Below are 21119 nucleotides of genomic sequence, written 5' to 3'. Positions count from 1 at the left end.
GCTGGAACAGTTACCTATTGAGGATCACGATGACTGATTTTCACGAACGCCATATCGACGCCGCAGGTGTGCGGATGCACATCCTTGAGCAAGGCGAGGGGCCGCTCGTTTTGCTGTGTCATGGCTTTCCGGAAACGTCGTACGCATGGCGACATCAACTGACCGCATTAGCCGAGGCTGGCAATCACGCCGTTGCGCCGGACATGCGAGGCTATGGCAGCACCGAGTCGCCTGGCGATCCGTCGCTTTACACGCTTGATCAGCATGTCGGTGATCTCATTGGCATCATGGATGCATTGAAGGTAAACACCGCCGTCGTCGTCGGCAGCGATTGGGGCGGAACGATCGCCTGGCATGCGGCGCTGACGCGCCCCGATCGGTTCAGTGCCGTGGCTGTTCTGGGCACGCCGATGATGGATCGGGCGCCGGCGCTTCCCACTTCACTTTTTCCTCAAACCGACGATGCCCTGTTCTACACCCTGTACTTTCAGACGCCGGGCGTTGCTGAGCTCGAATTCGAGTCTGACGTTGCGTGCACGTTGCGAAAAATCTATTGGGCGGCATCGGGTGACGCGGGACCTCGGCTCGAGGGTGACGGCACGCCCAATCCTTTCGGCATGGTCTCGCGTACCGCTGGGTTGCTCGGGCCGCTACCTGATCCCGATCGATGCCCGGCATGGCTCACCGAGACCGACTTGGAAAGGTTTGTGCAGGCGTTTTCGCACAGCGGCTTTAAAGGCGGGCTCAACTATTACCGCGCTCTCGATGCAAATTGGCTGCTGCAACGTGCGACGAAAGGACAGTCCATCACGGTGCCGGCGTTGTTCTTGATCGGCGAGCGCGATACGGGTTTGAGGATCCCAGGCATGCAGGACATCATCCACGCCATGCCGACGCTGGTGCCTCAATTGCGTCCACCCATCGTGCTGCCCGAATGCGGCCATTGGGCCGCGCAGGAGCAGCCTGAGGCGGTGAACGCTGCATTGATTGCGTTCATCGGGTCGCTGCCGTCCGAGAAAAACTGACGCCATTGCGATGTGCGCCTTCGGCGGCGAGGCCGGCATTGCGCAGCCACCGCCGCTGCTTCACGACGCTCGCAATCCAGACTGTGCAAACGCAGCCGTCACGCATTCCGCCATTTTTCGCGCCAGGGCATTGACCGGAAAATGGTCGGACGTGACGGCGTAGCTGTGAAACGCGATCTTCTCGGAAAATGGGATCTCGCGGATATCGCTCAAGCCGAGCGCACGCGATACCACTGGATTCACGATCGAAATCCCCAGGCCCTTGCCGACCATTGTGCAGATCGTCGTAGCGTAAGGCGTTTCAACGGAAATGACGCGTTTGTCGTCGGGAAAGTGACGATCGATGGCCGCACGGTTGAAGCTGCCGGCCGGCAGCGAGATGAAGTTCTCGTCCGCAAAATCGGCCGGCTTCAGTACGCGCTTGCGGGCGAGCCGATGCCCGCGATGCACGATGCCTACGCCATGGGCAGTGTTGATCCGTTCATAACGCAACCCCGCCACGTCGCTTTCGATCGAGCAAAAGCAAATATCGCAGAAGCCGGTGGCCATCCATTTCGCCACCAGGTCGGATCCGCCGGTGTTGACCACCACCGGTATATCCGTGAATTTTTCCCTGAAAAGCTGAATAGCATCCGGCAGAATGCATTGCGTGATGGAGCCCACGGCGCCCACTCGAATCGATCCCGTGCCGCGCCGGCGGATGGAGCTGGCGCTGTCGTTCAACGATTCCAGACCGATGAACGCGCGTTCCACGTCCGCATAAAACGCGTCGGCCTCTGGCGTGGGGATCAGCCGCGTGCCCACGCGCTGGAAAAGCACGAACCCCAGCGTCGTCTCGAGTAATGCGATCCATCGGCTCACGTTGGGTTGCGACGTGTGAAGCAAGCTGGCGGCTGTCGTCATGGACCGCGTCATCATCACCGCGCGAAAGGCTTCGACCTGCTTGAAGTTCATGACGGTTCCCGTGTTTTTCCAAATCATATCAATTTTGTATTTGAAGCACCAAGAATCTGATTTGACGTATGAATGGTTGAAAACCGAGACTAGGGTTTTACCGCCTGGACACGCGCCGCCATGGAATCCAAAGTCAGTAGCCGCCTGAAGCAACCGCTTGCGCAGAAAGTGATTCAACATGTCTTTCTGCCGCGGTTGAACCGCGAGTTCTTCGCCAACTTCGAGATGCTCAACCAAATCAACTTCGCGCACACCTTGATGCTGCACGCACAGGGCATCCTTGACGAACGCACCTCTACGCAACTGGCCGCTGCGCTTGTGAAGATGCAGGATGAGGGGCCCGATGCGGTGACGCTCGATCCGGCACGCGAAGAGGCCTACTTCAATTACGAAGCCCATCTGATCGGACAGGTGGGGCAAGACGTAGGCGGTCGATTGCATACGGCGCGCAGCCGTAACGATATGGGTGCCACGATCGATCGCATGCGGGCACGCGACTTCGCGATGCGTATCGCCACGCTGCTTGCTGATCTGGCCGACACCGCACTGAGTCAGGCAGACAAGTATGCAACCTGCGTGATGCCTGGCTATACCCATATGCAGGCCGCTCAGCCCATTACTTACGGCTTCTACCTTTCCGCACTGGTGGACGCATGGACGCGCGATATCGATCGGCTCGTGCATGCGCTTCATGCGGCCGACGCCTCGCCGTTGGGCGCCTGCGCGTTGGCGGGTACGGCATTTCCCATCGATCGCGCGGCCACCAGCGCAATGCTCGGCTTCAGCCGTCCCTTGCCGAATGCGCTGGACAGCGTGGCATCGCGCGATTTTGCGTTGGAACTCAGCGCATCGCTGTCGATCATGATGATCACCTGCAGTCGCATGGTGCAGGACTTCTATATCTGGTCGACGCCCGAGTTCGGGTATCTGACGTTTCCCGACAGCATCGCGAGCACGTCCAGCATCATGCCGCAGAAGAAGAATCCGGCCGTGCTGGAGTATCTCCGCGGCAAGACGGGACATCTGATCGGGCTGACCTCCGCGGCATTCTCTACGGTGAAGTCCACCCATTTCACACACTCCGGCGACAGCAGTCGAGAGAGCACACGAACGTGCTGGGAAGCGTGCGACGAAGCGATAAAGGCGCTTGAACTGATGTGTTTGCTGGTCGAGAACGTCGAGCCCAATCGCGGTCGAATGGCCGCGCGCGCCGCAGAAGATTTCTCAACCGTCACCGACCTTGCCGATCTGCTGGTTACCCAGGCAAACATCACGTTTCGCGATGCGCATCACATCATCGGGGCCGTCGTACGGCAAGCGATCGAAAGCGGCGTGTCGGCCAAGGACATCACACCGGCCATGATCGATGCCGCTGCCGCGCAGCAACTCGGCCGCGCCGTGTCGCTCAAAACACAAGACATTGCCGCTTGCCTGGATCCCGTGCGCAACGTGGCCGCACGCCAGTCGCTGGGCGGGCCGGCACCGGACGGTGTGCGCGCCCACATTGACGAACAGCGCGCGCGGTTGAACGAGCGCCGCCAGCTGATCGACGCCACGCGGCGGCGCGTGGGCGACGCCCACGACAGTCTGCAGCAACGCATTCGCGTGCTTGCTGCGTTGCCGTCGCGCGAGGCGGTTGCGCACTGATTCCCCAACTGAAAAGAAGTCACCTGATCAATCAATCGAGGATGTCGATGATGCTGAAATATGTTGTGGTGCTTGCCGCTGCCATGGGATTCGCCGCTGGCGCCCATGCCCAAACCTATCCCACCAAGCCTGTGACGCTGGTCGTGCCGTTTGCCCCTGGCGGTACGGTCAATCTGATGGGACGGCTCTTGGCCAACCGCATGTCGGAGGCGCTCCGGCAACCGGTGATCGTCGAGAACAAACCCGGGGGCGGCGGTAGCATCGGCGCCAACATGGTGGCCAAGGCGCCCGCAGATGGCTATACGCTGCTCCTGGCGACGATGGGTCAGCAGTCTATCCAGCCGCTGTTGTCGCAGAGTCTGCCGTACGATCCGCATAAGGATTTTTCGCCAGTGGCCTTGTTTTCGACGGTGCCCAATGTGCTGGCGGTATCGGCCAATACGCCTGCGAAAACCGTGGCGGAGCTGGTGGCGTATGCCAAGGCCAACCCTGGAAAACTGAACATGGCTTCGGCGGGCATCGGGTCGGTCAATCATATGACCGGCGAGCTGTTCATGTTCAAGTCGGGTGCCCGATTCGAGCACGTGCCTTATCGCGGGGCGGGACCTGCAACGGCCGATCTATTGTCGGGACAAGTGCAGGTGTTGTTCGCCAACCTGCCCAATGTGCTGGGCTACGTGAAATCCGGGCAGATCCGCGTGCTTGCCGTGGCCAGCGACAAGCGCAGCCCGGCGATTCCCGATGTGCCCACTTTGGCTGAGGCCGGCGTGAAAGACGCGGTGGTCGAGTCCTGGTATGGCGTGATGGCAACGGCCGGCACCGATCCCCAGATCATTCGAAAACTGCAGGACACCGTGGTGGGCATTGCCCGCGACCCCGCGCTGGTCACGCAGTTGGACGAGCAGGGCGCCGTGCCGTTTCCAGGCACGAGTGGCGACCTCGAGAAGCTCTCCAACCAGGAAACGGAGCGCTGGAAAGACATCATCACGACGGCAAAGATCGAGGTCAACTGAGGTCTTTTGACAGGGATTGGACATGCCACGCTTGCGCCGGCACGGATATCGTCCCGGCGCTTTTCATTATGGCCATGCCATGTATGCTTGGCGCTCATTTGACCCCTGAAACAGGCATCAGCATGGCAATCGAGCGCGAGGAAACGCGGCTGGCGGTATCCCGTAACGCCGCCAGGCTCTTTTTGGAGCGCGGCGTGGCCGGCACCAGCGGCGACGATATCGCGGCCGCATCCGGGCTCTCCAAGCGTACGGTCTGGCGCTACTTTCGTACCAAGGAAAGCTGCGTGGAACCGCTTTTTTCCACCTCGGCCCTCGGCTTCGTCACCCTTCTCAAGCAGTGGCCCCATGACGCCACGATCGAAACCTACCTGCACGCCGCGATTCAACCCACCGCGCAAACGCCGGAGAAAATAGCGGACGAAGTGCTGGCGGTGCGGCTCATCGCGCTGATGCCGGACGAGCCCGCGCTCCGTACAGCTTGGTTGATGGCATGCCAACTGGCGGAAGAGGAAGTGGTAGCGGTCATTGCCGATCGCGTGCGCGATCCGGTCACCCCATTCGATCTGCGCCTATGCGCCGCAGCAATCACCGCCGCCATCCGCGTGATCGATGAAGACATCAGCATCGCCGCCGTCAAACACGGCCAGCCGTTCACGCTTGCCGAAGTGGTGGATCGTCTGGCGGCAGCGATTCGAACGGCAAGTACCTTGCCGATCTGCGATCCGATGATCTGAGGCGGGATTTGCGTGAAGGTGGCACTTAGTGACACAATCGTCTGTCACTTAGTGCCAATCAGGGAGCACGCACCGCCAATGACGACGATCACCTATCCCCATACCCCCCACGGCGATATCGCGGAGCGGCATTTCGAACGCGACGTGGCCGATCCGTATCGCTGGCTTGAAAATGACGTTCGCATCGATACCGACGTCGCGCGCTGGGTGCAGGCCCAGAATCAAGTCACCCGAGCCTATCTCGACGCATTGCCCGCCCGCGAGATTTTCAAGACCCGCCTGACGGCGCTCTTCGATCACGAACGGGTGATGCCACCGTTCAAGCGTGGCAACCGGTATTTCTATACCCGCAATACGGGCCTCGAAAACCAGGACGCGCTTTATGTTCGCGAAGGGGTGGCGGGCCCCGACCGTGTGCTCATCAATCCAAACCTCTGGTCCGACGACGGGGCCATGGCCTTGTCCGAATGGTCGGCCTCGGAAGACGGCGCGTACGTTGCCTTTGCCGTGCAGGATGGCGGTACCGATTGGCGCACGATCAAGGTGTTCGATGTGAACGCGGGCGACGTACGTCACGATGAGGTGCATTGGGCGCGCTTCACCGGCATCAGTTGGGCCAAGGATGGCTCGGGCTTCTTCTATGCCCGTTATCCTGAGCCGGAGCAGGGCGCGGCCCACCAGGCGGGTCTGGCCGATCATGCGGTCTACTTTCACGCGTTGGGCACCCATCAATCGCAAGACAAGCGCCTGTACGCCACGCCGGATCAACCGCACCTTCTGCATTTCGCGGGCGTGACAGACGATGGCCGATACGCGGTGATCTCGTCCACCGCAGGGGGGATGAACAATGCCCTGACCGTGATCGATCTCACGGATCCTTACTGGACGCCGCGCAAGGTCATCGACACCATCGACGACGAGTGGTCGGTGATCGGCAATGTGGGCACCACCTTTTTCGTCATGACCACGCAGGGCGCGGAGCGTCGCAGGGTCGTCACGATCGATCTCGATGCGTCGGGCCGAGGCGCAAGCGAGCTTGTGCCGGAGCAGTCCGCCGTCTTGAGCAACGCCTGGTTGCTGGGCGGCAGGCTGCTTGCGTCGTACCTCGCCGACGCCAAAACGGACATTCGCCGCTACACGTTGGAAGGCATGCCAGATGGCACGGTGGCATTGCCCGGCATCGGCACCGCCGGCGCGTTTCGGGGCCAACCTGACGATCCGGAAAGTTTTTTCGTCTTCACCAGTTTCAACGCGCCCACCACGATCTACCGCTACCACATTGCCAACGATACGAGAACCGTGTGGGCCGAACCGAACGTCGACGTCGACCTCGATGCCATCAACGTCGAACAGCATTTCTTCACATCCCAGGATGGCACGCGCGTGCCGATGTTCATCGTTCGCCGCCGCGATGTGACGGGTCCGGTGCCCACGATGCTGTATGCCTATGGCGGCTTTGGCATCAACATCATTCCGGTGTATTCGCCCGTGCAACTGGCGTGGCTGGAGCAGGGCGGCGCACTGGCGGTGGCCAATATCCGCGGGGGTGGCGAGTACGGCCGCGCCTGGCATGAGGCGGGGCGCCGCGATCGCAAGCAAAACGTGTTCGACGACTTCATCGCCGCTGCCACCTATCTGCATGCAGAAGGCATCACATCGCCTGAGGGGCTTGCCATTCAGGGCCAGTCCAATGGCGGGCTTCTGGTGGGCGCCGTCGTCAATCAACGCCCGGACTTGTTCGCCGCCGCATTGCCCGGCGTGGGCGTGATGGACATGCTGCGCTTCAACCAGTTCACCGGTGGCCAGTTATGGACGCATGAGTTTGGTGACCCCGCAGACGAGGCGAGCTTTCACACCTTGCAGTCGTACTCGCCGTATCACAACATCCAGGCGGGCCGACGCTATCCCGCGATCCTCGCCACCACGGCCGACACCGACGATCGTGTGGTGCCGGGCCACACGTTCAAGTACATCGCGGCGATTCAGGCCGCGGATCTGGGAGAAGCGCCCCATCTCGTGCGGGTGGAAACCCGCGCCGGGCATGGGGGGGGAAAGCCGACCGACAAGGTCATCGACGAGTACGCAGACATGTGGGCCTTCGCCGCGCAGGCGACAGGGTTGCAGGTCGCCCCGATCACTTTAAGTACTCGGCCTCGATCTTCCGCATGTGCGCATCGCCTTGCAGGGCGATGATCTCTTTGACGGTGGGCAAGGTGGCGTCCACATTGGCGATCCCGCCGTCGCGACGAATCTGCGCAAACACCTGCCGCATCGCGCCCACGGCGGCACGAATGGCGTGGTTGCCGTAGATCACGACGCCCACTTTCCCCAACGCGGCGATGTCGGCCTCGGTAAGCTGAGGATAGGCGGTAGGCACGAGCACCAGGGGCACTTTCCCTGGCCATGCCTTCACGAAAGCCAGAATCTCGTCGGGTGTTTTCTGCTTGGAATGGATCAGGATGGCATCGGCACCGGCGTCTTCATAAGCGAGACCACGCTTGATCGCTTCCTCCTGGCCCAGCCCGGCAATCAGCGCCTCGACGCGGGCAATCACCACAAAATTGGGGTCGCGCCGGGATGCGGCCGCCGCTGCAATCTTGCCCTGAAATTCTTCGATCCGTACCAGCTCCTGGCGCCCCGCTGCGCGCAGGCTCGTGTCTTTGGGAAAGGTCTTGTCCTCCATCACGATGGCCGACGCCCCGGCGGCTTCGTATTGCGGCACGATGTAATGCACATTCACCGCATTGCCGAATCCGGTGTCGATATCGGCGATCACGGGGATCGACACAGTGGACGAGATGGCGCGAATCATCTCCAGATGCGTGCCCATCGAGAGGATATTGGCATCGGGCACCGCGTAGCTTGCCGACAGCTCGAAGCCGCTGCCCCAGATGCCGCCGAAGCCCGCTTCTTCGGCCAGTTTGGCCGCGAGCGGATTGTGGGCCGCCATGGCCGTGAAAAGCGTGCCGCTATCGAGCGCCGCGCGGAGGGTCTCGTTTCGTGTCATGGAAGTGTTTCTCTCGAAAGAAGTAAAGAGCCGTAATGAGGAAAATGCTTGGGTCAACGCAACTGTGCGCAGGCGGCGGCAATGCGAGACATGGCTTCCGATAGATCCTCATCGGAGGCAGCATACGAAATGCGGAAGTACCCCGGCAATTCAAACGCCGAACCCGGCACGATCGCTACGCCGCCTTCGCGCAACAAATACGCCGCAAGGTCGCTATCGCTGGCCATCACGGCACCCGAAGGATCGCGGCGTCCGAGCAGCGCTTGGCACGACGGAAACGCATAGAACGCCCCAGGCGGCAGATCGCACGACACTCCGTCGATATCGTTGAGCGCATGAACCACGAAGTCGCGGCGATGACGAAAGGCCTTGACGAATTGCGGCAGGAAATCCATGGGACCATCGAGCGCGGCAATGGACGCGGCCTGACTGATCGAGCTGGTATGTGAGGTCGATTGCGACTGGATCAGATTCATTGCCTTGATGAGATCGAGTGGGCCGGCGCCAAACCCCACCCGCCATCCTGTCATCGCATACGCCTTCGATACGCCATTGATGGTGAGCGTGCGCAACGCAAGCGCTGGCGTTACCGCGGCCGGGGTGGCGAAGGGCGTCTCGTCATAGCGAATCTTCTCGTAGATATCGTCGGCCATGATCCACACCTGCGGATGGCGCAGCAACACCTCGCCCAGCGCGGCAAGCTCATCGTACGTGTACACCGCGCCGCTCGGATTCGACGGCGAGTTGAGCATCAACCATTTCGTGCGTGGCGTGATGGCCCTTTCCAATTGCTGCGGCGTGATCTTGAATCCCGTAGCGGCGTCGCACCGCACGATGACGGGGGTGCCGCCTGCCAGCTGCACCATTTCCGGATACGACACCCACGCCGGCGTGGGAATCACCACTTCGTCGCCGGGGTTCAGCGTGGCCTGCAGGGCGTTATAGAGCACCTGCTTGGCACCGCATCCCACCTGAATCTGATCCGGCGTGAACGTCAATCCGTTGTCGCGTGCAAACTTGCGCACCACGGCTTCGCGCAGGGCATGGGTGCCGGCCACATCGGTGTAGCGCGACTCGTTGCGATCGATCGCCGCGCGGCCGGCTTCGCGCACGTGTTCGGGGGTAGGGAAATCCGGCTCACCCTGGCTCAACGTGATGATGCTGCGCCCCTCGCGTTTGAGCTGATTGGCCAGTCGGGTCATTTCCTTGGTGGCCGACGGTTTCGCACTTTGCACGCGATCGGCCAGAATGGGGCGCGACCGGCTGTCATTGAGGGTAGTCATTCGAGGGTTCCAACGTTGAGCTTGAAGATCCAGCGCGCGAGCGCCAAAGGGATGAAAATCGTCAGCAGCAGCACCAGGCTGTAGGCGCAAGCCAATGCCAACCGGCCACTGTCGATCTGTTGAAAGATCTCGATGGGCATGGTGTTCATGCCGCCGAAATACAGCACCACGGTGGCCGAGAGTTCGGAGAGGGTGGTGACCCACATCAACACGGCGGCGGCGATCACGGAGGGCACGATCACCGGCAGCACCACGCGCGTGAAGCTTCGCAACGGGCTCACGCCCAAACTCATCGAGGCCTCTTCGATCGCGTCCTTCAGGTTGTGCAGGGGGCCGGCCGCCGCGCGCACGCTCGTTGGCATGCGCCGCAGGAAATAAGCCAGCGCCATGATCACCCAGCTGCCGGTCAGCACGAGCCAGCCGCTATTGAAGGTGTTGATCAGGGCAATGCCGAGCACCGTGCCGGCGATGGTCAGCGGCAGCATCACCAGCACATCCAGCAGATGCGTGAAGGCCGAACGGCGCTTGACGATCAGGTACGCCGAGGCCACGGAGAAAATAACGCCGGCGCCGGTTGCGATGGAGGCCAGGAAGAGCGAGTTGTACAGCGGCTCCGGCGCACGAATTAGGGCGTACTGGAGATGCGCGAGAGTGAAGCCGCCATAGCGCAACACCGGACCGACCGATGGCGTGAATGCCGTAATCACCACCACCACCGCCGGCAGGAGCGAGAGCGCAACCATGCACACGACCGCGGCACTCGCCAGACCTGCACGCCATCCCGAGACGGCGACGGCGATCGGACTGCGCCCGGATTCCATCTGGAACTGGCGCCGTTCGACCACCCATTTTTGAATCAACAACAACCCGGCACCCAGGAAGACGAGCAGCGACGCCATCGTGGTTTGCATCTGGGGATTGCCGCCCATCTCACTCACGAATTCGTTGTAGGCCTTGACGGCAAGCACCGGTGTGCGCGCGCCGAGAATGGCCGGCACGCCGAAGCTGCCGATCACGTGCGTGAACACGATCAAGGCGCCGGCGAAGATCGACGGCAGCAACAACGGCAAGGTGACCCCGCCGAGAACGCGCCCGATCGGCCGACCCAAACTCTGCGCCGCTTCTTCGAGATTGCGATCCATCGACTTCAAACCGACCAGTACGGCAACGAAGGCGTACACGTAATTATTGAGCGTCATCACGAATACCAGCCCCCACCACGAATACAGCGAAGGAAGTTCGATCCCGAGCGGCGCGAGAAGCGTATTGAGCAGTCCCTGCTTGCCAAGGATCAATAGCCATGCGGCTGCCACCACCACATCCGGAATGACCAGCGTGACCAGCGGCAGGGCAGTGACCAGGCCCGCGAGGGGGAACCGGCAACGCGCCACGATCACCGCCATGCCGCCGCCCAGCACCATGGACGTGAGCGTGACGGCGACACCAAGAATCAACGTATTGATCAGCACATCGCGATAGGACGCATCGGAGAAGAATCTCGCGTACCCGCCCAAGCCAAAGGCGCCATCGCCATTGATGAACGATTTGCCCAGCATGCCGATCAGCGGCCAGACGAGGAAAATGCCGAGCAGGCCGATCGCCATGACGCCCACCGCAAGCCACGCGGGATCGCGTTTGAGGGTGCCCAGCATCATGATGCCCCTACGATGCATGCGTTGCGCGGCAGTTCGAGGAGCACGGCGTCGCCACGGTGGCGGGCTTGGTCGCCTTGCTTCGTTTGGGTGTCGACCCGGATGATGCCCGCATCGGTGCGCACGAGGTAGCCCGTGGCGCTGCCCCGAAACTCAACATGCTCGACGTGACCTGCCAATGCCCCCACGGCCGCCGATGCGGCGTCGATAAAGCGAATGTCTTCACTCCGTACCGCGAGCTGTGCGCCGCTGTGTATGGGTGTCGGACTATCTGTGGCTATCACGCCCGCCCGCGTACGCAAGCGGCGCAGCCCGCCGATGTCGCTTGGCAGTTCCTGCTCAATGGGAATCAGATTGGCACCGCCCACGAAATCGGCAGCAAACGCGGTGCGGGGCCGGCTATAAATTTCCCGGGGCGCGCCGATCTGCACAATGTTGCCGCGATTCATCACCGCGATCAGGTCCGACATCGCCAATGCCTCTTCCTGATCGTGCGTCACGAACACGGTCGTAATGCCTGCCTCGATCTGCAGATCGCGAATCATGCTGCGCAGTTCAACGCGCAACTTGACGTCCAGTGCCGAAAGGGGCTCGTCGAGCAGCAGCAATTTGGGCTCGATCACCAAGGCGCGCGCCATCGCCACCCGCTGGCGTTGTCCGCCCGAGAGTGCAGCGGGCGCACGATCGGCAAAATCAGCCAAGCCCACGCGGTCAAGTATCGCCCGCGCGCGGCGACGCGCTTCGTCGCGGGCCACGCCGCGCGCGTCCAGGCCATAGCACACGTTGGCCAGTACCGAGCGGTCGGGAAACAAGGCGTAGTCCTGAAACACCATTCCCACACCGCGGCGGTGCACCGGCACGTTCGTGACGTCGTCACGGCCGAAAAGGATGCGGCCTGCGTCGGGACGCACGAATCCGCCCAGCATTCGCAACAGGGTCGTCTTCCCGCAACCGGAGGGCCCAAGGAGCGTGAAGAACTTGCCGCTGGGCAGCGTCAGATCGAGGTCTTTGAAGAGCGCTTGGCCGCCATAGCTTTGCGCAATGGAATTGAAGGAAACTTGCATCGTTGCTCTTTCCGTAGGGTGGCGGGGCGCTCAGCGAGCGCTGGCGAATTGGCGCCATTGCGCAATAAAGGCCGCGCGGCCATCGCTCATTTGCGCATCGTCCAGCGGCAGAATCTTGATGCTCGGCAACGCGGGCAGATCTGCCAGTTGGCTGACGTCGATGTCGGTGCGCAACGGACGCCGGTAGGCGCTCTTGAAGACATCGGTCTGCGTGCGCCTGGAGGCCAGAAAGTCGTACAACGTGCGCGCGGCGTCGGGATTCTTGCCGTTCTTGATCAGTGCCATGCCCTCCGGCGACAGAAACGTGCCTTCCGCGGGATACACGAGCTTGATCTCCTTGAGCCCGCCTGCCACATACTCATAAGCGGCATATTCCATCGTGACCGCAACCGCGAATTCGCCCTTGGCCACCCCTTCGTACGCGGCCGATGTGGTGCCCACGATGACCGCGTTGCGCGCCACCTTTTCGAGCAGATCGCGTCCCAGATGGGTTTGCAGGCCGTACAGGGCCACAAACGCCGCACTGCTGCGTTCCGGATCGGGGATCACGATCTTGCCCTTCCACTTGGGGTCGGCCAGATCCGCCCAGCCTTTAGGCGCTTGTCCATCCGGAACCTGCCGCAGGTTGGCCATCAGCACGGTCACATGCGTATTCGTGCCCAACCACAGGCCATCCGGTCCACGGTAAGCGGACGGCACGGCGGAAGATTCGGCCGTCACATACGGTGCCAGTTGGTCGCGGAATTCACCGATCGTCGACAAGCCGCCCGACCAGAACAGGTCACCCAAGGGATTGGCGGCCTCGGCTTTAATGCGCTGCATCAGTGCGCCAGTACCGGCACGCACCACCGAGACGCGAATGTTGGGCTGCTCTTTCCTGAACTGGTCGATGACCCGGTTGACCGTTTCAACGTTGTTGGACGAGTAAAGCACGACCTCCGCGGCAGAAGCCGCTGTGCCCAGCGCCTGAGCCAGGATGAGTAAAAAACATAGCTTGATTCGTTTGCCGACCATAAGATAGACCCCTGTTGCGTTATTGATTTGTCAGGGTTTCATTCTATGGATCGCATGAATGGGTTCAAGCGCGTTTATATGACAGTATTCCGTGGCTGAGGATGGCGATGAGTAATACTCATGATGCGGGCAACGATGCGCCGCTCACCGCGTTGCGCGCGTTCGTCACCGCCGGACGTCACGGCAACTTCACCCGCGCGGCAGCCGCGCTGGGTATTACGCAAAGCGCCGTCAGCCGCCATGTGGCCACACTGGAAGCCTTCGCGGATTGCCGGCTGTTCATCCGCCGAGGATCGACGATTGCGTTCACCGCAGCAGGGCTGCAACTTTATGAAGCGGTGAAGGACGCCGTCTCCACGATCGAGCTCACGATGCAATTGCTCGCGCAGCGCGGTCAGCGGCACGACCGGTTGAAAGTGAGAACCTCGATGCCGAGTTTCGCAATGACGGTCGTCATCCCTGCACTGGGTGCCTATACCGCCACGCACGGCGTGCAGATCGATTTGATTACGTCGCTGTCGCCGCCGCAGCCCTCCGATGATTTCGATGTGCTGATCACCCGCGACTTGGTTCTTCCAGGCGCAGAAAGTTGGGAGCTCGCGCGGGAGGTGCTTGTATGTGTGGGATCGCCTGGCCGGGTTGCCGCGCACCAGGCCGAGCCCGCCGAACGCTGGCCCATGGTCGCCGCCCGGTCCCGTCCCGACGTGATTGCCACGTGGGCCATCGCAGCCGAGGTTCCCGCCGACCACTTTCAGGTGGTCGCCACCTACGATCATCTTTTTCTCGCCGTTACCGCGGCGGTCGGCGGCGCCGGATTTCTTGTGGTGCCTCAGTGGCTGGTTTTGGATCAGATCGAAGACGGCACGCTCGTGCTCGTCGACGAGCAGAAAATCGGCTCCGGTGCGAGCTATGTGGCCTATGTGCATGCGCATAGTGCACACGCTCAAAGCGCCGGTGAGTTTTGCCGGTGGTTGAAGGGTATGTTGCGCGAGCGAGCCTGACGGCCGTTTGCGTATCGACAGTGCCGGCGGATTCACCGTAAAGTGCTGTGAATTGGAATGCTTCCCCCCGGCGGCCGATAACCCGGTTGGTGCGCCACTTTCTCAGGATCACGCATGGACCGTCTCACCGCCAAGGATTTCCATCCAGAATTGCTGGAGCTCTACGACTTCTACGTGCATGGCGGCATCAGCCGTCGAGACTTTCTGGATCGTGCCGCCAAGTTTGCGGTCGGCGGACTGACCGCCACCGCGATACTCGCCTCGCTCACGCCGGACTACGCGCTTGCCCAGCAGATCATGTTTACCGATCCCGATATCGTGGCGGAGTACATCCGTTATCCGTCGCCCAACGGTCACGGCGAGGTTCGAGGCTATCTGGTGCGTCCCGCCAAGGCCACGGGACCGCTGCCCGGCATCGTGGTCGTGCATGAAAACCGTGGCCTCAACCCCTACATCGAAGATGTCGCGCGACGTGCTGCCAAAGCCGGATTCGTGGCGCTCGCGCCCGACGGCTTGAGTTCGGTAGGGGGTTATCCAGGTAATGATGAGAAAGGCCGTGCGTTACAGCAGCAGGTCGACCCCACCAAGCTCATGAATGATTTTTTCGCGGCGGTGGATTATCTGCTGAAGGACGACGGCACCACCGACAAGGTGGGTATCACCGGGTTTTGCTATGGCGGCGGCGTGTCGCACGCCACTGCGGTCGCTTATCCGCAACTGGCTGCGGCCGTGCCGTTTTATGGCCGCCAGGCCAAACCGGAGGATGTGGCCCGCATCAAGGCGCCGCTGCTCATTCACTTTGCCGAAACCGATCCCGGCGTCAATGCAACCTGGCCGGCGTATGAGGCGGCGCTCAAGGCGGCAGGCACCCCCTATGAGGCGCACTTTTATCCGGGCACCAATCACGGCTTTCATAACGATTCGACGCCGCGATACGACAAGGCTGCCGCCGATCTTGCCTGGGACCGCACGATCGCGTGGTTCAAGCGTTATCTGGCGTAAGGAACGCGACCGCCCGCGCGCTGTGTGGCTTCGTGCGCGTAGTGCCATTCGACAATGCGATGGGCTCAACACGCTACGCCATGCGGCAATGCGGTTTTCGGCGTTCTGATTAAGGGAGCAGATCAGGGCGAATCGATCGAACAATTTGCTCCGCAGCGTGAACAACAGGAAAGCGAAAATATGGGCATCAGAGGTCGAGACCGTCAGATCGACAACATCGAATTCAACGTAAGCGACATTGCGCGCAGCAAAGCGTTTTACGGCGCCGTCTTCGGCTGGACGTTCACCGATTTCGGCCCCACCTACACCGAATTCAGCGACGGCCGTCTCACCGGCGGGTTTACCACGGGCGAAGCGGTTCGGCCGGGTGGCCCTTTGGTGATTTTGTATGCCGACGATCTGTCTGCTACCCAGCGTCGTGTCGAGGCGGCCGGCGCATTGATTACCAAGCCGATATTTGCATTTCCCGGCGGTCGGCGATTCCATTTTCAGGATCCCGACGGCTATGAGTTGGCGGTGTGGTCGGCGGTTCAATGAAAGCGGAACATGCCAACGCCGCGAGGGCGGGCCTCACCTTGCCGCTCGATTCCAAGCAAGACTGATGCATGCCTGGTCGTATCAGGTCAAATACGCACGCATATCGGCTTCGGTCAGATTCCCGCCACACAGCACGGTGGCCACGCGCTGGCCGCTGAACATGGATGGATCGTTCAACAGGGCAGCAATGCCCAGCGCGCCAGAGGGCTCCAGGACCACACCAACATGGCGATGGGCGAGACGCATGGCGTCGACAATGCGGTCATCTTCAACTAGCAGAACGTCGTCGACCAACGGCAGCATGTCGGCAATCGCTTCGGGCCATTGCCTGGCCCCAATTGCCTGCACTCGCGCACACCAATCGTCGCGCATCACCCCGATCATGCGCCTTGCGCAGCAGGTAGTCCGTGCCCCGGCCCTTGAACGAGGGTATCGGATTCAACGTTTCGATCGTGACGCTGAGTTCGCAGTCCAGTCGCGCCGAAAGTGGCTCGCTCACGAATTGCGGGGTGTGCAAAAACACCGGATTGATCGTTTTGCTGGCCTCACGGATGCCGGCCAAGGTGATGCGGTGATCGATGGGGGTGGGCACGTCGGTCTCCTGATTGCGGAAGCGTCAGTGTAGAGAGGTAGGACAGTTTATTTGAGTCGACTTCAGTGTCTGATTTGCGGCAAATACGGATGTCTTGGGCTGAATTGCGGGCATGCCGCGGACGGCCGATTATGCCGACATGAGATTGCGATTCAACCGACGCACCAGGAGCCAGGCGCCAATGGACGTCACCACCACCACATAGCCGATCACCTCAAAGTGCTGCAGCCTCCCATCCGGAGCGAGGACGACGATATGCCCCGCCACGACGGACGCGATCCCGCCAGACAATTGTTGTATCGATGCGCTGATGGCGTTGAATGAGCCGCGCTGTGTGGGGGCCGGCACTGTCGAGACTAACGCCTGAAATGGAATCATGCGCGAAAAGATGCCGGCAAAAAGCACGGCGTTGACAATGACCAGTGTAATGAGCGACACCGGACCGAGGTGGGTGTAGATCACCACCATCACGATCGACAATACCGTTCCGAACGTGAAGATGCGGAATTTGCCGAACTTGTCGGCCGCACGTCCGATCATCGGACCTACGAAAATGGTGCTGATGCCGGTCACCAGATACACGACGGGCAGCAGGTCGAGTCCGATGCCCAGATTATTGACGGCGAACGCGCTGCTGAATGGCATCAGCATGAAGCCGCCCGTGGTGAGCAGGGCGACAGTGGCAAACGCGATCAGGTAACGCGGTTCGGTCACCGTATTTCGCAGATGCAGAAAAGCACTGTGCTCACGGGGAGCCTTCAGATGCTCGGCAACCGGCTGCATTTTCCAAGCCACGATCAATCCACCGACCAACCCAAGGGCTGCCATGGCCAAAAACGGAACATGCCAGTTCCAATGATTCGATAGAAACAAGCCGATCGGAATGCCCAGCACTTGGCTGGCAGCGAACGCTGTCTGAATGAAGCCCATGACGCGACCGCGCATCTGCACCGGAAAGAGGTCCGTCGCAATCGCAAGCACGACCGATCCGATGACGCCGCCGAAGAGGCCGGTCACGATGCGCGCCGCCAGCAGGCTTTCGAAGCTCTGCGCCAATCCGCACCACACGGTGCCAAGAATGAAGCCGGTATAGAAGAAGAGGAGAAGCCGCTTGCGATCGAAACGATCGGCGAAACCCGCAGTCAGCAGCCCCGACGCAGCAGCGCTGAAGGCATACGCGGATACCACCAAGCCGAACTGCGAGGGACTGATATTCAGCGCCGGCATGATCACCGCGCCCAGCGGCGACATGATCATGAAGTCAAGAATCACGGCGAACTGCAGGAAAGCCAGCATTCCAACAACAAGCTTCTGATAACCCGAGAAGCGTGGGGGCGAGGATGCGGCAGGTGCAGTCATGGCTGAGAACGGTGAAACGTAAAAAGGTCGAGTGACGGCACGTCGCTGCGCTGCGTTGGTCGTGAAGACCGTAAGAGGCAGACCAGAACGACTGAGCCGCATCCATCGAGTGGATTGGCCGGGTTGGGATGGAGTGTAGGCGAGAGACGCACGATATGGCGCGATTACTGCGCCTGCGTTGAGAGGTGGCAGGTCATGTGCGCGCCTTGCTTTCGCGAATGCCGGCTGCGTGTGACCGATCTGCGCACCTGCTTTTGCGCGACGCGGGGTGGTCGCGATCGATCCGCGTACCTGCCGATTAGCTCGCGTTGTGCAACGCTCATTTCACTTTAATGGCGTTTTTGTTGCGGTTTAGGCAATCTACACTTGTGTCGTCGGGCGCCGTGTATGGGTATGCATACGTCGGCCCACTCATTTGCATCTGGACCGTTCTGATGACCACACTTCACTATATCTACGATCCCTTCTGCGGCTGGTGCTATGCCGCCGCGCCGCTTGTGGCCGCCGCGCGTTCGGTGCCGCATGTGAACATTGCACTGCATGGCGGCGGTATGCTCGCCGGCGCCAACCGCCGCACCATCACGGCAGATTGGCGTGAACACGTCATGCCGCACGACAAGCGCATCGCGCAACTCACCGGCCAGCCGTTCGGTGAGGCGTACTTCGACGGGCTGCTGCGTGATATCGGCGCAGTCATGGATTCGGAGCAGCCGATCGCCGCGATTCTGGCGGCTGAAGAGATTTCTGGTCTGGGGCTCGATATGCTCGAAGCGGCGCAGGAGGCGCATTATGTGAAGGGCCTGCGCATTGCGGACCCCGCTGTGCTTGCCGGATTGGCGACGACACTCGGTATTGAGGCCCTGGCGTTTCGGGAGGCGTTCGATCGTTTCGTTGGCGCGGCGACGCACGCGCACATCGGCGAGACCCGTGCGCGACTGGCAAACCTCGGCGGGCGAGGCTTTCCGACTTTTGCCTTGGAGAACACCGACGGACAGCTCGAACCGGTGGATATCGGCGTTTGGTTAGGGCATGCGGACGAGTGGCGGGAATTCCTGCTGGCCCGGTCTGCGGAGATAAACCAGGCAAACCTCGACGCAAGCGCCTCTGTGCCCCCGGGTGGCCAGGGTTGAGCCGCGCCGGGTTGCGCGATGAACCCGACCAGATGTGAGTGTTGGTCGCGTCTTTCTGCCTCCGACCTTCTTTTGCATTATTCGCCAAGTATCATGGCGTTGGCACCAAGATAACGATGTTTTCGTGTGTGATGCGACATCGGGGTGTCATCGTATTCACGAGCTCAACCATCGGCAGGCGGCGCGCGCGGGCGTGCGGCTTCCACGATGGGCGCGTAATGAGAGAGAGGTGGGGATAGATGGTTGATTTACTGATCGTTATTGGCGCGTTGGTTTTTCTGATGGTGGCGGCTTACCGGGGGTATAGCGTTATCCTCTGCGCGCCGATAGCGGCCATGGCCGCCGTGCTGCTCACACAACCCATTGCCATCGCGCCGGTGTTCTCAGGGCTGTTCATGGAGCGGATGGTCAGTTTTGCCAAGCTCTACCTTCCGGTATTTCTGCTGGGCGCCGTCTTCGGCAAGCTCATCGAGCTTTCGGGCTTTTCGCATGCCATCGTGCGAGCGGTGCTCAAGCTGATCGGCGCCAAGCGCGCCATCCTGGCCATCGTGATGGTGTGCGCACTGCTCACCTATGGTGGCGTGTCGCTGTTTGTGGTGGTGTTTGCCGTCTACCCGTTTGCGGCGGAGATGTTTCGCCAGAGCGATATACCGAAGCGCCTGATGCCGGGTGTCATCGCCCTGGGCGCCTTCACATTCACGATGACCGCGATCCCAGGCACGCCTCAGATTCAAAACATCATTCCCACGAGTTTTTTCGGCACGACCACCTGGGCGGCGCCGTGGCTTGGACTGGTGGGGGCGTTCTTCACACTGATCGTCGGCATGACGTATCTCGAGTGGCGCCGCCGCCGTGCAGCGAACGCCGGCGAGGGCTACGGCACCGATCTGCGCAACGAACCGGCCGCGCCACCTGAGGACGCCTCGTTCCATCCCTTGGTCGCCATCCTGCCTTTGGTCGTTGTTGGGGTGTCCAACTTGCTTTTCACCCGTTGGATCCCGGGATGGTATGCCGGCATCGAAGGGATCGATCTGCCGGGTTTGAACGCACCGGTCGATACCAACGTGGATGCGAACGTCGCGATCTGGGCGGTGATGGGTGCGTTGTTGATGGGGATTCTCACGATTCTCGTCTTCGCATTTCGCAAAGTGGCTTCGCAGTTGGCGGAAGGCAGCAAGGATGCCGTCTCAGGGGCGCTCCTGGCTTCGATGAACACTGCAGCCGAGTATGGCTTCGGCGGGGTGATTGCCGCTTTGCCCGGATTCCTGCTGGTGGCGGAGGCATTGAAGGCCATCCCCGACCCGTTGATCGGTGAAGCCATTGCAGTGACCTCCCTGGCCGGGATCACCGGATCGGCCTCTGGCGGCATGAGCATCGCACTCGCCGCCATGGCCGACACCTTCATCGAAGGCGCCCAGGCTGCCGGGATTCCCATGGAGGTTCTGCATCGGGTGGCAGCAATGGCAAGCGGTGGCATGGACACCTTGCCCCATAACGGGGCGGTCATCACACTGCTCGCTGTTACAGGCCTCACGCATCGGCAGTCATATGGCGATATCTTCGCGATCACCGTAATCTCCACCGCGAGCGTCTTTGGCGTGATCGGGGTCTATTACATGACAGGGCTGGTGTAGGGCATCTGTCTCTATATAGATGGGAGTGTGCGCTCTGCGCTCTACATAGGGCGTGGATCCTATATAGGGTAGGGTTCTTCATATGAGGTTAGCGCTCTCCATATGGGGCAGCGCGCTACATATGGGGCAGCGCTCTACATATGGGGCAGCGCTCTACATATGTATGGTCCTCGCTACATGTGGGTGGTCCTATCTACATGGCGGGAGTCTGTTCAGGACGGGGCCTTCTATATATAGGGAGGAGCTCTGTGTAGAGGAAGATCGGAAGGCGACTTGCACGCCCCAAATCTTGTGCTATAGTTCGGCCCCTTCACCAAGCAGTCGTTGTTTTGACCGGTTGGTGCGGGTCAGGGCCGGGGCAGTTTCCGGCCAGGATGTGGGGCAGTAAGTTTTGGTGCCAAGTTGCACTGCAAATTAAAACTGTGCTATATTCTCTGGCTCGGCAGTTGCAGAGAAATGCGGGTTAACCCT

General features: G+C 61.0%; 19 protein-coding genes. 10 read left to right on the top strand and 9 right to left on the bottom strand.

Annotated features, from left to right (window positions below; all coding sequences use genetic code 11):
* The first annotated feature begins 29 nt into the window (after nt 1-29).
* Nucleotides 30-1025: an alpha/beta fold hydrolase gene (locus EYW45_RS01675; RefSeq protein ID WP_161133648.1), complete on the top strand. Its 996-nt coding sequence runs from the start codon at nt 30-32 to the stop codon at nt 1023-1025.
* A 60-nt stretch (nt 1026-1085) separates the two neighbouring features.
* Here the strand turns inward: EYW45_RS01675 and EYW45_RS01670 are convergent, their stop codons facing one another.
* Nucleotides 1086-1979 (bottom strand): LysR substrate-binding domain-containing protein, encoded by an 894-nt coding sequence (locus tag EYW45_RS01670; RefSeq protein ID WP_161133906.1) that lies wholly within the window; start codon nt 1977-1979, stop codon nt 1086-1088.
* A 120-nt stretch (nt 1980-2099) separates the two neighbouring features.
* Here EYW45_RS01670 and argH point away from each other — a divergent pair, with 120 nt between their 5' ends.
* From argH to EYW45_RS01650, 4 genes are all read left to right on the top strand, one after another.
* A complete protein-coding gene (gene argH / locus EYW45_RS01665) occupies nt 2100-3626 on the top strand; it encodes an argininosuccinate lyase (protein ID WP_161133647.1) in 1527 nt (508 codons plus the stop codon).
* A 50-nt stretch (nt 3627-3676) separates the two neighbouring features.
* A complete protein-coding gene (locus tag EYW45_RS01660) occupies nt 3677-4639 on the top strand; it encodes a Bug family tripartite tricarboxylate transporter substrate binding protein (RefSeq protein WP_161133905.1) in 963 nt (320 codons plus the stop codon).
* A gap of 98 nt (nt 4640-4737) precedes the next feature.
* Nucleotides 4738-5373, top strand: a complete 636-nt coding sequence (locus EYW45_RS01655; protein ID WP_161133646.1) for a TetR/AcrR family transcriptional regulator — start codon at nt 4738-4740, stop codon at nt 5371-5373.
* A gap of 78 nt (nt 5374-5451) precedes the next feature.
* Nucleotides 5452-7566: a prolyl oligopeptidase family serine peptidase gene (locus EYW45_RS01650; protein WP_161133645.1), complete on the top strand. Its 2115-nt coding sequence runs from the start codon at nt 5452-5454 to the stop codon at nt 7564-7566.
* On the opposite strand, the gene EYW45_RS01645 is transcribed toward EYW45_RS01650, so the two are convergent.
* Genes EYW45_RS01645 through EYW45_RS01625 form a run of 5 tightly spaced genes read right to left on the bottom strand, consistent with a single transcriptional unit; the run spans nt 7508 to nt 13393 of the window.
* Nucleotides 7508-8380 (bottom strand): phosphonopyruvate hydrolase, encoded by an 873-nt coding sequence (locus EYW45_RS01645; protein WP_161133644.1) that lies wholly within the window; start codon nt 8378-8380, stop codon nt 7508-7510. The two genes, EYW45_RS01650 and EYW45_RS01645, sit on opposite strands and share 59 nt — an antisense overlap.
* Before the next feature lie 53 nt (nt 8381-8433).
* Nucleotides 8434-9663: a pyridoxal phosphate-dependent aminotransferase gene (locus EYW45_RS01640; protein ID WP_161133643.1), complete on the bottom strand. Its 1230-nt coding sequence runs from the start codon at nt 9661-9663 to the stop codon at nt 8434-8436.
* Complete coding sequence (locus EYW45_RS01635; protein WP_161133642.1) at nt 9660-11318, bottom strand: ABC transporter permease; 1659 nt, start codon at nt 11316-11318, stop codon at nt 9660-9662. The genes EYW45_RS01640 and EYW45_RS01635 overlap by 4 nt, the downstream gene beginning before the upstream one ends.
* Complete coding sequence (locus tag EYW45_RS01630) at nt 11315-12379, bottom strand: ABC transporter ATP-binding protein (protein ID WP_161133641.1); 1065 nt, start codon at nt 12377-12379, stop codon at nt 11315-11317. Before EYW45_RS01630 ends, EYW45_RS01635 begins: the two co-directional genes overlap by 4 nt.
* Before the next feature lie 30 nt (nt 12380-12409).
* The gene (locus EYW45_RS01625; RefSeq protein WP_161133640.1) at nt 12410-13393 is read right to left on the bottom strand and encodes an ABC transporter substrate-binding protein; all 984 of its coding nucleotides are present in this window, start codon (nt 13391-13393) and stop codon (nt 12410-12412) included.
* A gap of 107 nt (nt 13394-13500) precedes the next feature.
* On the opposite strand from EYW45_RS01625, the gene EYW45_RS01620 reads away from it, so the two are divergent.
* The 3 genes from EYW45_RS01620 (at nt 13501) to EYW45_RS01610 (ending at nt 15933) form a co-directional block, all read left to right on the top strand.
* Complete coding sequence (locus tag EYW45_RS01620; RefSeq protein WP_161133639.1) at nt 13501-14394, top strand: LysR family transcriptional regulator; 894 nt, start codon at nt 13501-13503, stop codon at nt 14392-14394.
* Between the two features lie 114 nt (nt 14395-14508).
* Nucleotides 14509-15396, top strand: a complete 888-nt coding sequence (yghX, locus tag EYW45_RS01615) for a YghX family hydrolase (RefSeq protein ID WP_161133638.1) — start codon at nt 14509-14511, stop codon at nt 15394-15396.
* Nucleotides 15397-15576: 180 nt separating this feature from the next.
* The gene (locus EYW45_RS01610) at nt 15577-15933 is read left to right on the top strand and encodes a VOC family protein (RefSeq protein ID WP_161133637.1); all 357 of its coding nucleotides are present in this window, start codon (nt 15577-15579) and stop codon (nt 15931-15933) included.
* 81 nt (nt 15934-16014) lie between these two features.
* Here the strand turns inward: EYW45_RS01610 and EYW45_RS24270 are convergent, their stop codons facing one another.
* From EYW45_RS24270 to EYW45_RS01600, 3 genes are all read right to left on the bottom strand, one after another.
* The gene (locus tag EYW45_RS24270) at nt 16015-16281 is read right to left on the bottom strand and encodes a pyridoxal-phosphate dependent enzyme (RefSeq protein ID WP_328703576.1); all 267 of its coding nucleotides are present in this window, start codon (nt 16279-16281) and stop codon (nt 16015-16017) included.
* The gene (locus EYW45_RS24980; RefSeq protein ID WP_407924893.1) at nt 16202-16432 is read right to left on the bottom strand and encodes a pyridoxal-phosphate dependent enzyme; all 231 of its coding nucleotides are present in this window, start codon (nt 16430-16432) and stop codon (nt 16202-16204) included. Before EYW45_RS24980 ends, EYW45_RS24270 begins: the two co-directional genes overlap by 80 nt.
* A 222-nt stretch (nt 16433-16654) precedes the next feature.
* On the bottom strand, nt 16655-17884 hold the full coding sequence (locus EYW45_RS01600) for an MFS transporter (RefSeq protein ID WP_161133636.1): 1230 nt from the start codon (nt 17882-17884) through the stop codon (nt 16655-16657).
* A 434-nt stretch (nt 17885-18318) separates the two neighbouring features.
* Here EYW45_RS01600 and EYW45_RS01595 point away from each other — a divergent pair, with 434 nt between their 5' ends.
* Both EYW45_RS01595 and EYW45_RS01590 read left to right on the top strand, forming a co-directional pair.
* Nucleotides 18319-19014 (top strand): DsbA family protein, encoded by a 696-nt coding sequence (locus tag EYW45_RS01595; protein ID WP_161133635.1) that lies wholly within the window; start codon nt 18319-18321, stop codon nt 19012-19014.
* 239 nt (nt 19015-19253) lie between these two features.
* Entirely contained in the window at nt 19254-20648 is a 1395-nt protein-coding gene (locus EYW45_RS01590) for a GntP family permease (protein WP_161133634.1), read from the top strand.
* Nucleotides 20649-21119 lie beyond the last annotated feature (471 nt).

It is taken from the genome of Schauerella aestuarii, assembly GCF_009866805.1.
GTDB lineage: Bacteria > Pseudomonadota > Gammaproteobacteria > Burkholderiales > Burkholderiaceae_B > Schauerella > Schauerella aestuarii.
The sequence above is the reverse complement of the archived record's forward strand: the minus strand, read 5'-3'. Positions and strand labels throughout refer to the sequence as shown.

Coding starts and splice junctions, on each gene's coding strand:
- EYW45_RS01635 (WP_161133642.1), bottom strand. CDS start 11,318: ATGATGCTGGGCACCCTCAAACGCGATCCCGCGTGGCTTGCGGTGGGC.
- EYW45_RS01610 (WP_161133637.1), top strand. CDS start 15,577: ATGGGCATCAGAGGTCGAGACCGTCAGATCGACAACATCGAATTCAAC.
- EYW45_RS01670 (WP_161133906.1), bottom strand. CDS start 1,979: ATGAACTTCAAGCAGGTCGAAGCCTTTCGCGCGGTGATGATGACGCGG.
- EYW45_RS01590 (WP_161133634.1), top strand. CDS start 19,254: ATGGTTGATTTACTGATCGTTATTGGCGCGTTGGTTTTTCTGATGGTG.
- EYW45_RS01595 (WP_161133635.1), top strand. CDS start 18,319: ATGACCACACTTCACTATATCTACGATCCCTTCTGCGGCTGGTGCTAT.
- EYW45_RS01640 (WP_161133643.1), bottom strand. CDS start 9,663: ATGACTACCCTCAATGACAGCCGGTCGCGCCCCATTCTGGCCGATCGC.
- yghX (WP_161133638.1), top strand. CDS start 14,509: ATGGACCGTCTCACCGCCAAGGATTTCCATCCAGAATTGCTGGAGCTC.
- EYW45_RS01645 (WP_161133644.1), bottom strand. CDS start 8,380: ATGACACGAAACGAGACCCTCCGCGCGGCGCTCGATAGCGGCACGCTT.
- EYW45_RS01650 (WP_161133645.1), top strand. CDS start 5,452: ATGACGACGATCACCTATCCCCATACCCCCCACGGCGATATCGCGGAG.
- argH (WP_161133647.1), top strand. CDS start 2,100: ATGGAATCCAAAGTCAGTAGCCGCCTGAAGCAACCGCTTGCGCAGAAA.
- EYW45_RS01675 (WP_161133648.1), top strand. CDS start 30: ATGACTGATTTTCACGAACGCCATATCGACGCCGCAGGTGTGCGGATG.
- EYW45_RS01600 (WP_161133636.1), bottom strand. CDS start 17,884: ATGACTGCACCTGCCGCATCCTCGCCCCCACGCTTCTCGGGTTATCAG.
- EYW45_RS01630 (WP_161133641.1), bottom strand. CDS start 12,379: ATGCAAGTTTCCTTCAATTCCATTGCGCAAAGCTATGGCGGCCAAGCG.
- EYW45_RS01660 (WP_161133905.1), top strand. CDS start 3,677: ATGCTGAAATATGTTGTGGTGCTTGCCGCTGCCATGGGATTCGCCGCT.
- EYW45_RS01620 (WP_161133639.1), top strand. CDS start 13,501: ATGAGTAATACTCATGATGCGGGCAACGATGCGCCGCTCACCGCGTTG.
- EYW45_RS01625 (WP_161133640.1), bottom strand. CDS start 13,393: ATGGTCGGCAAACGAATCAAGCTATGTTTTTTACTCATCCTGGCTCAG.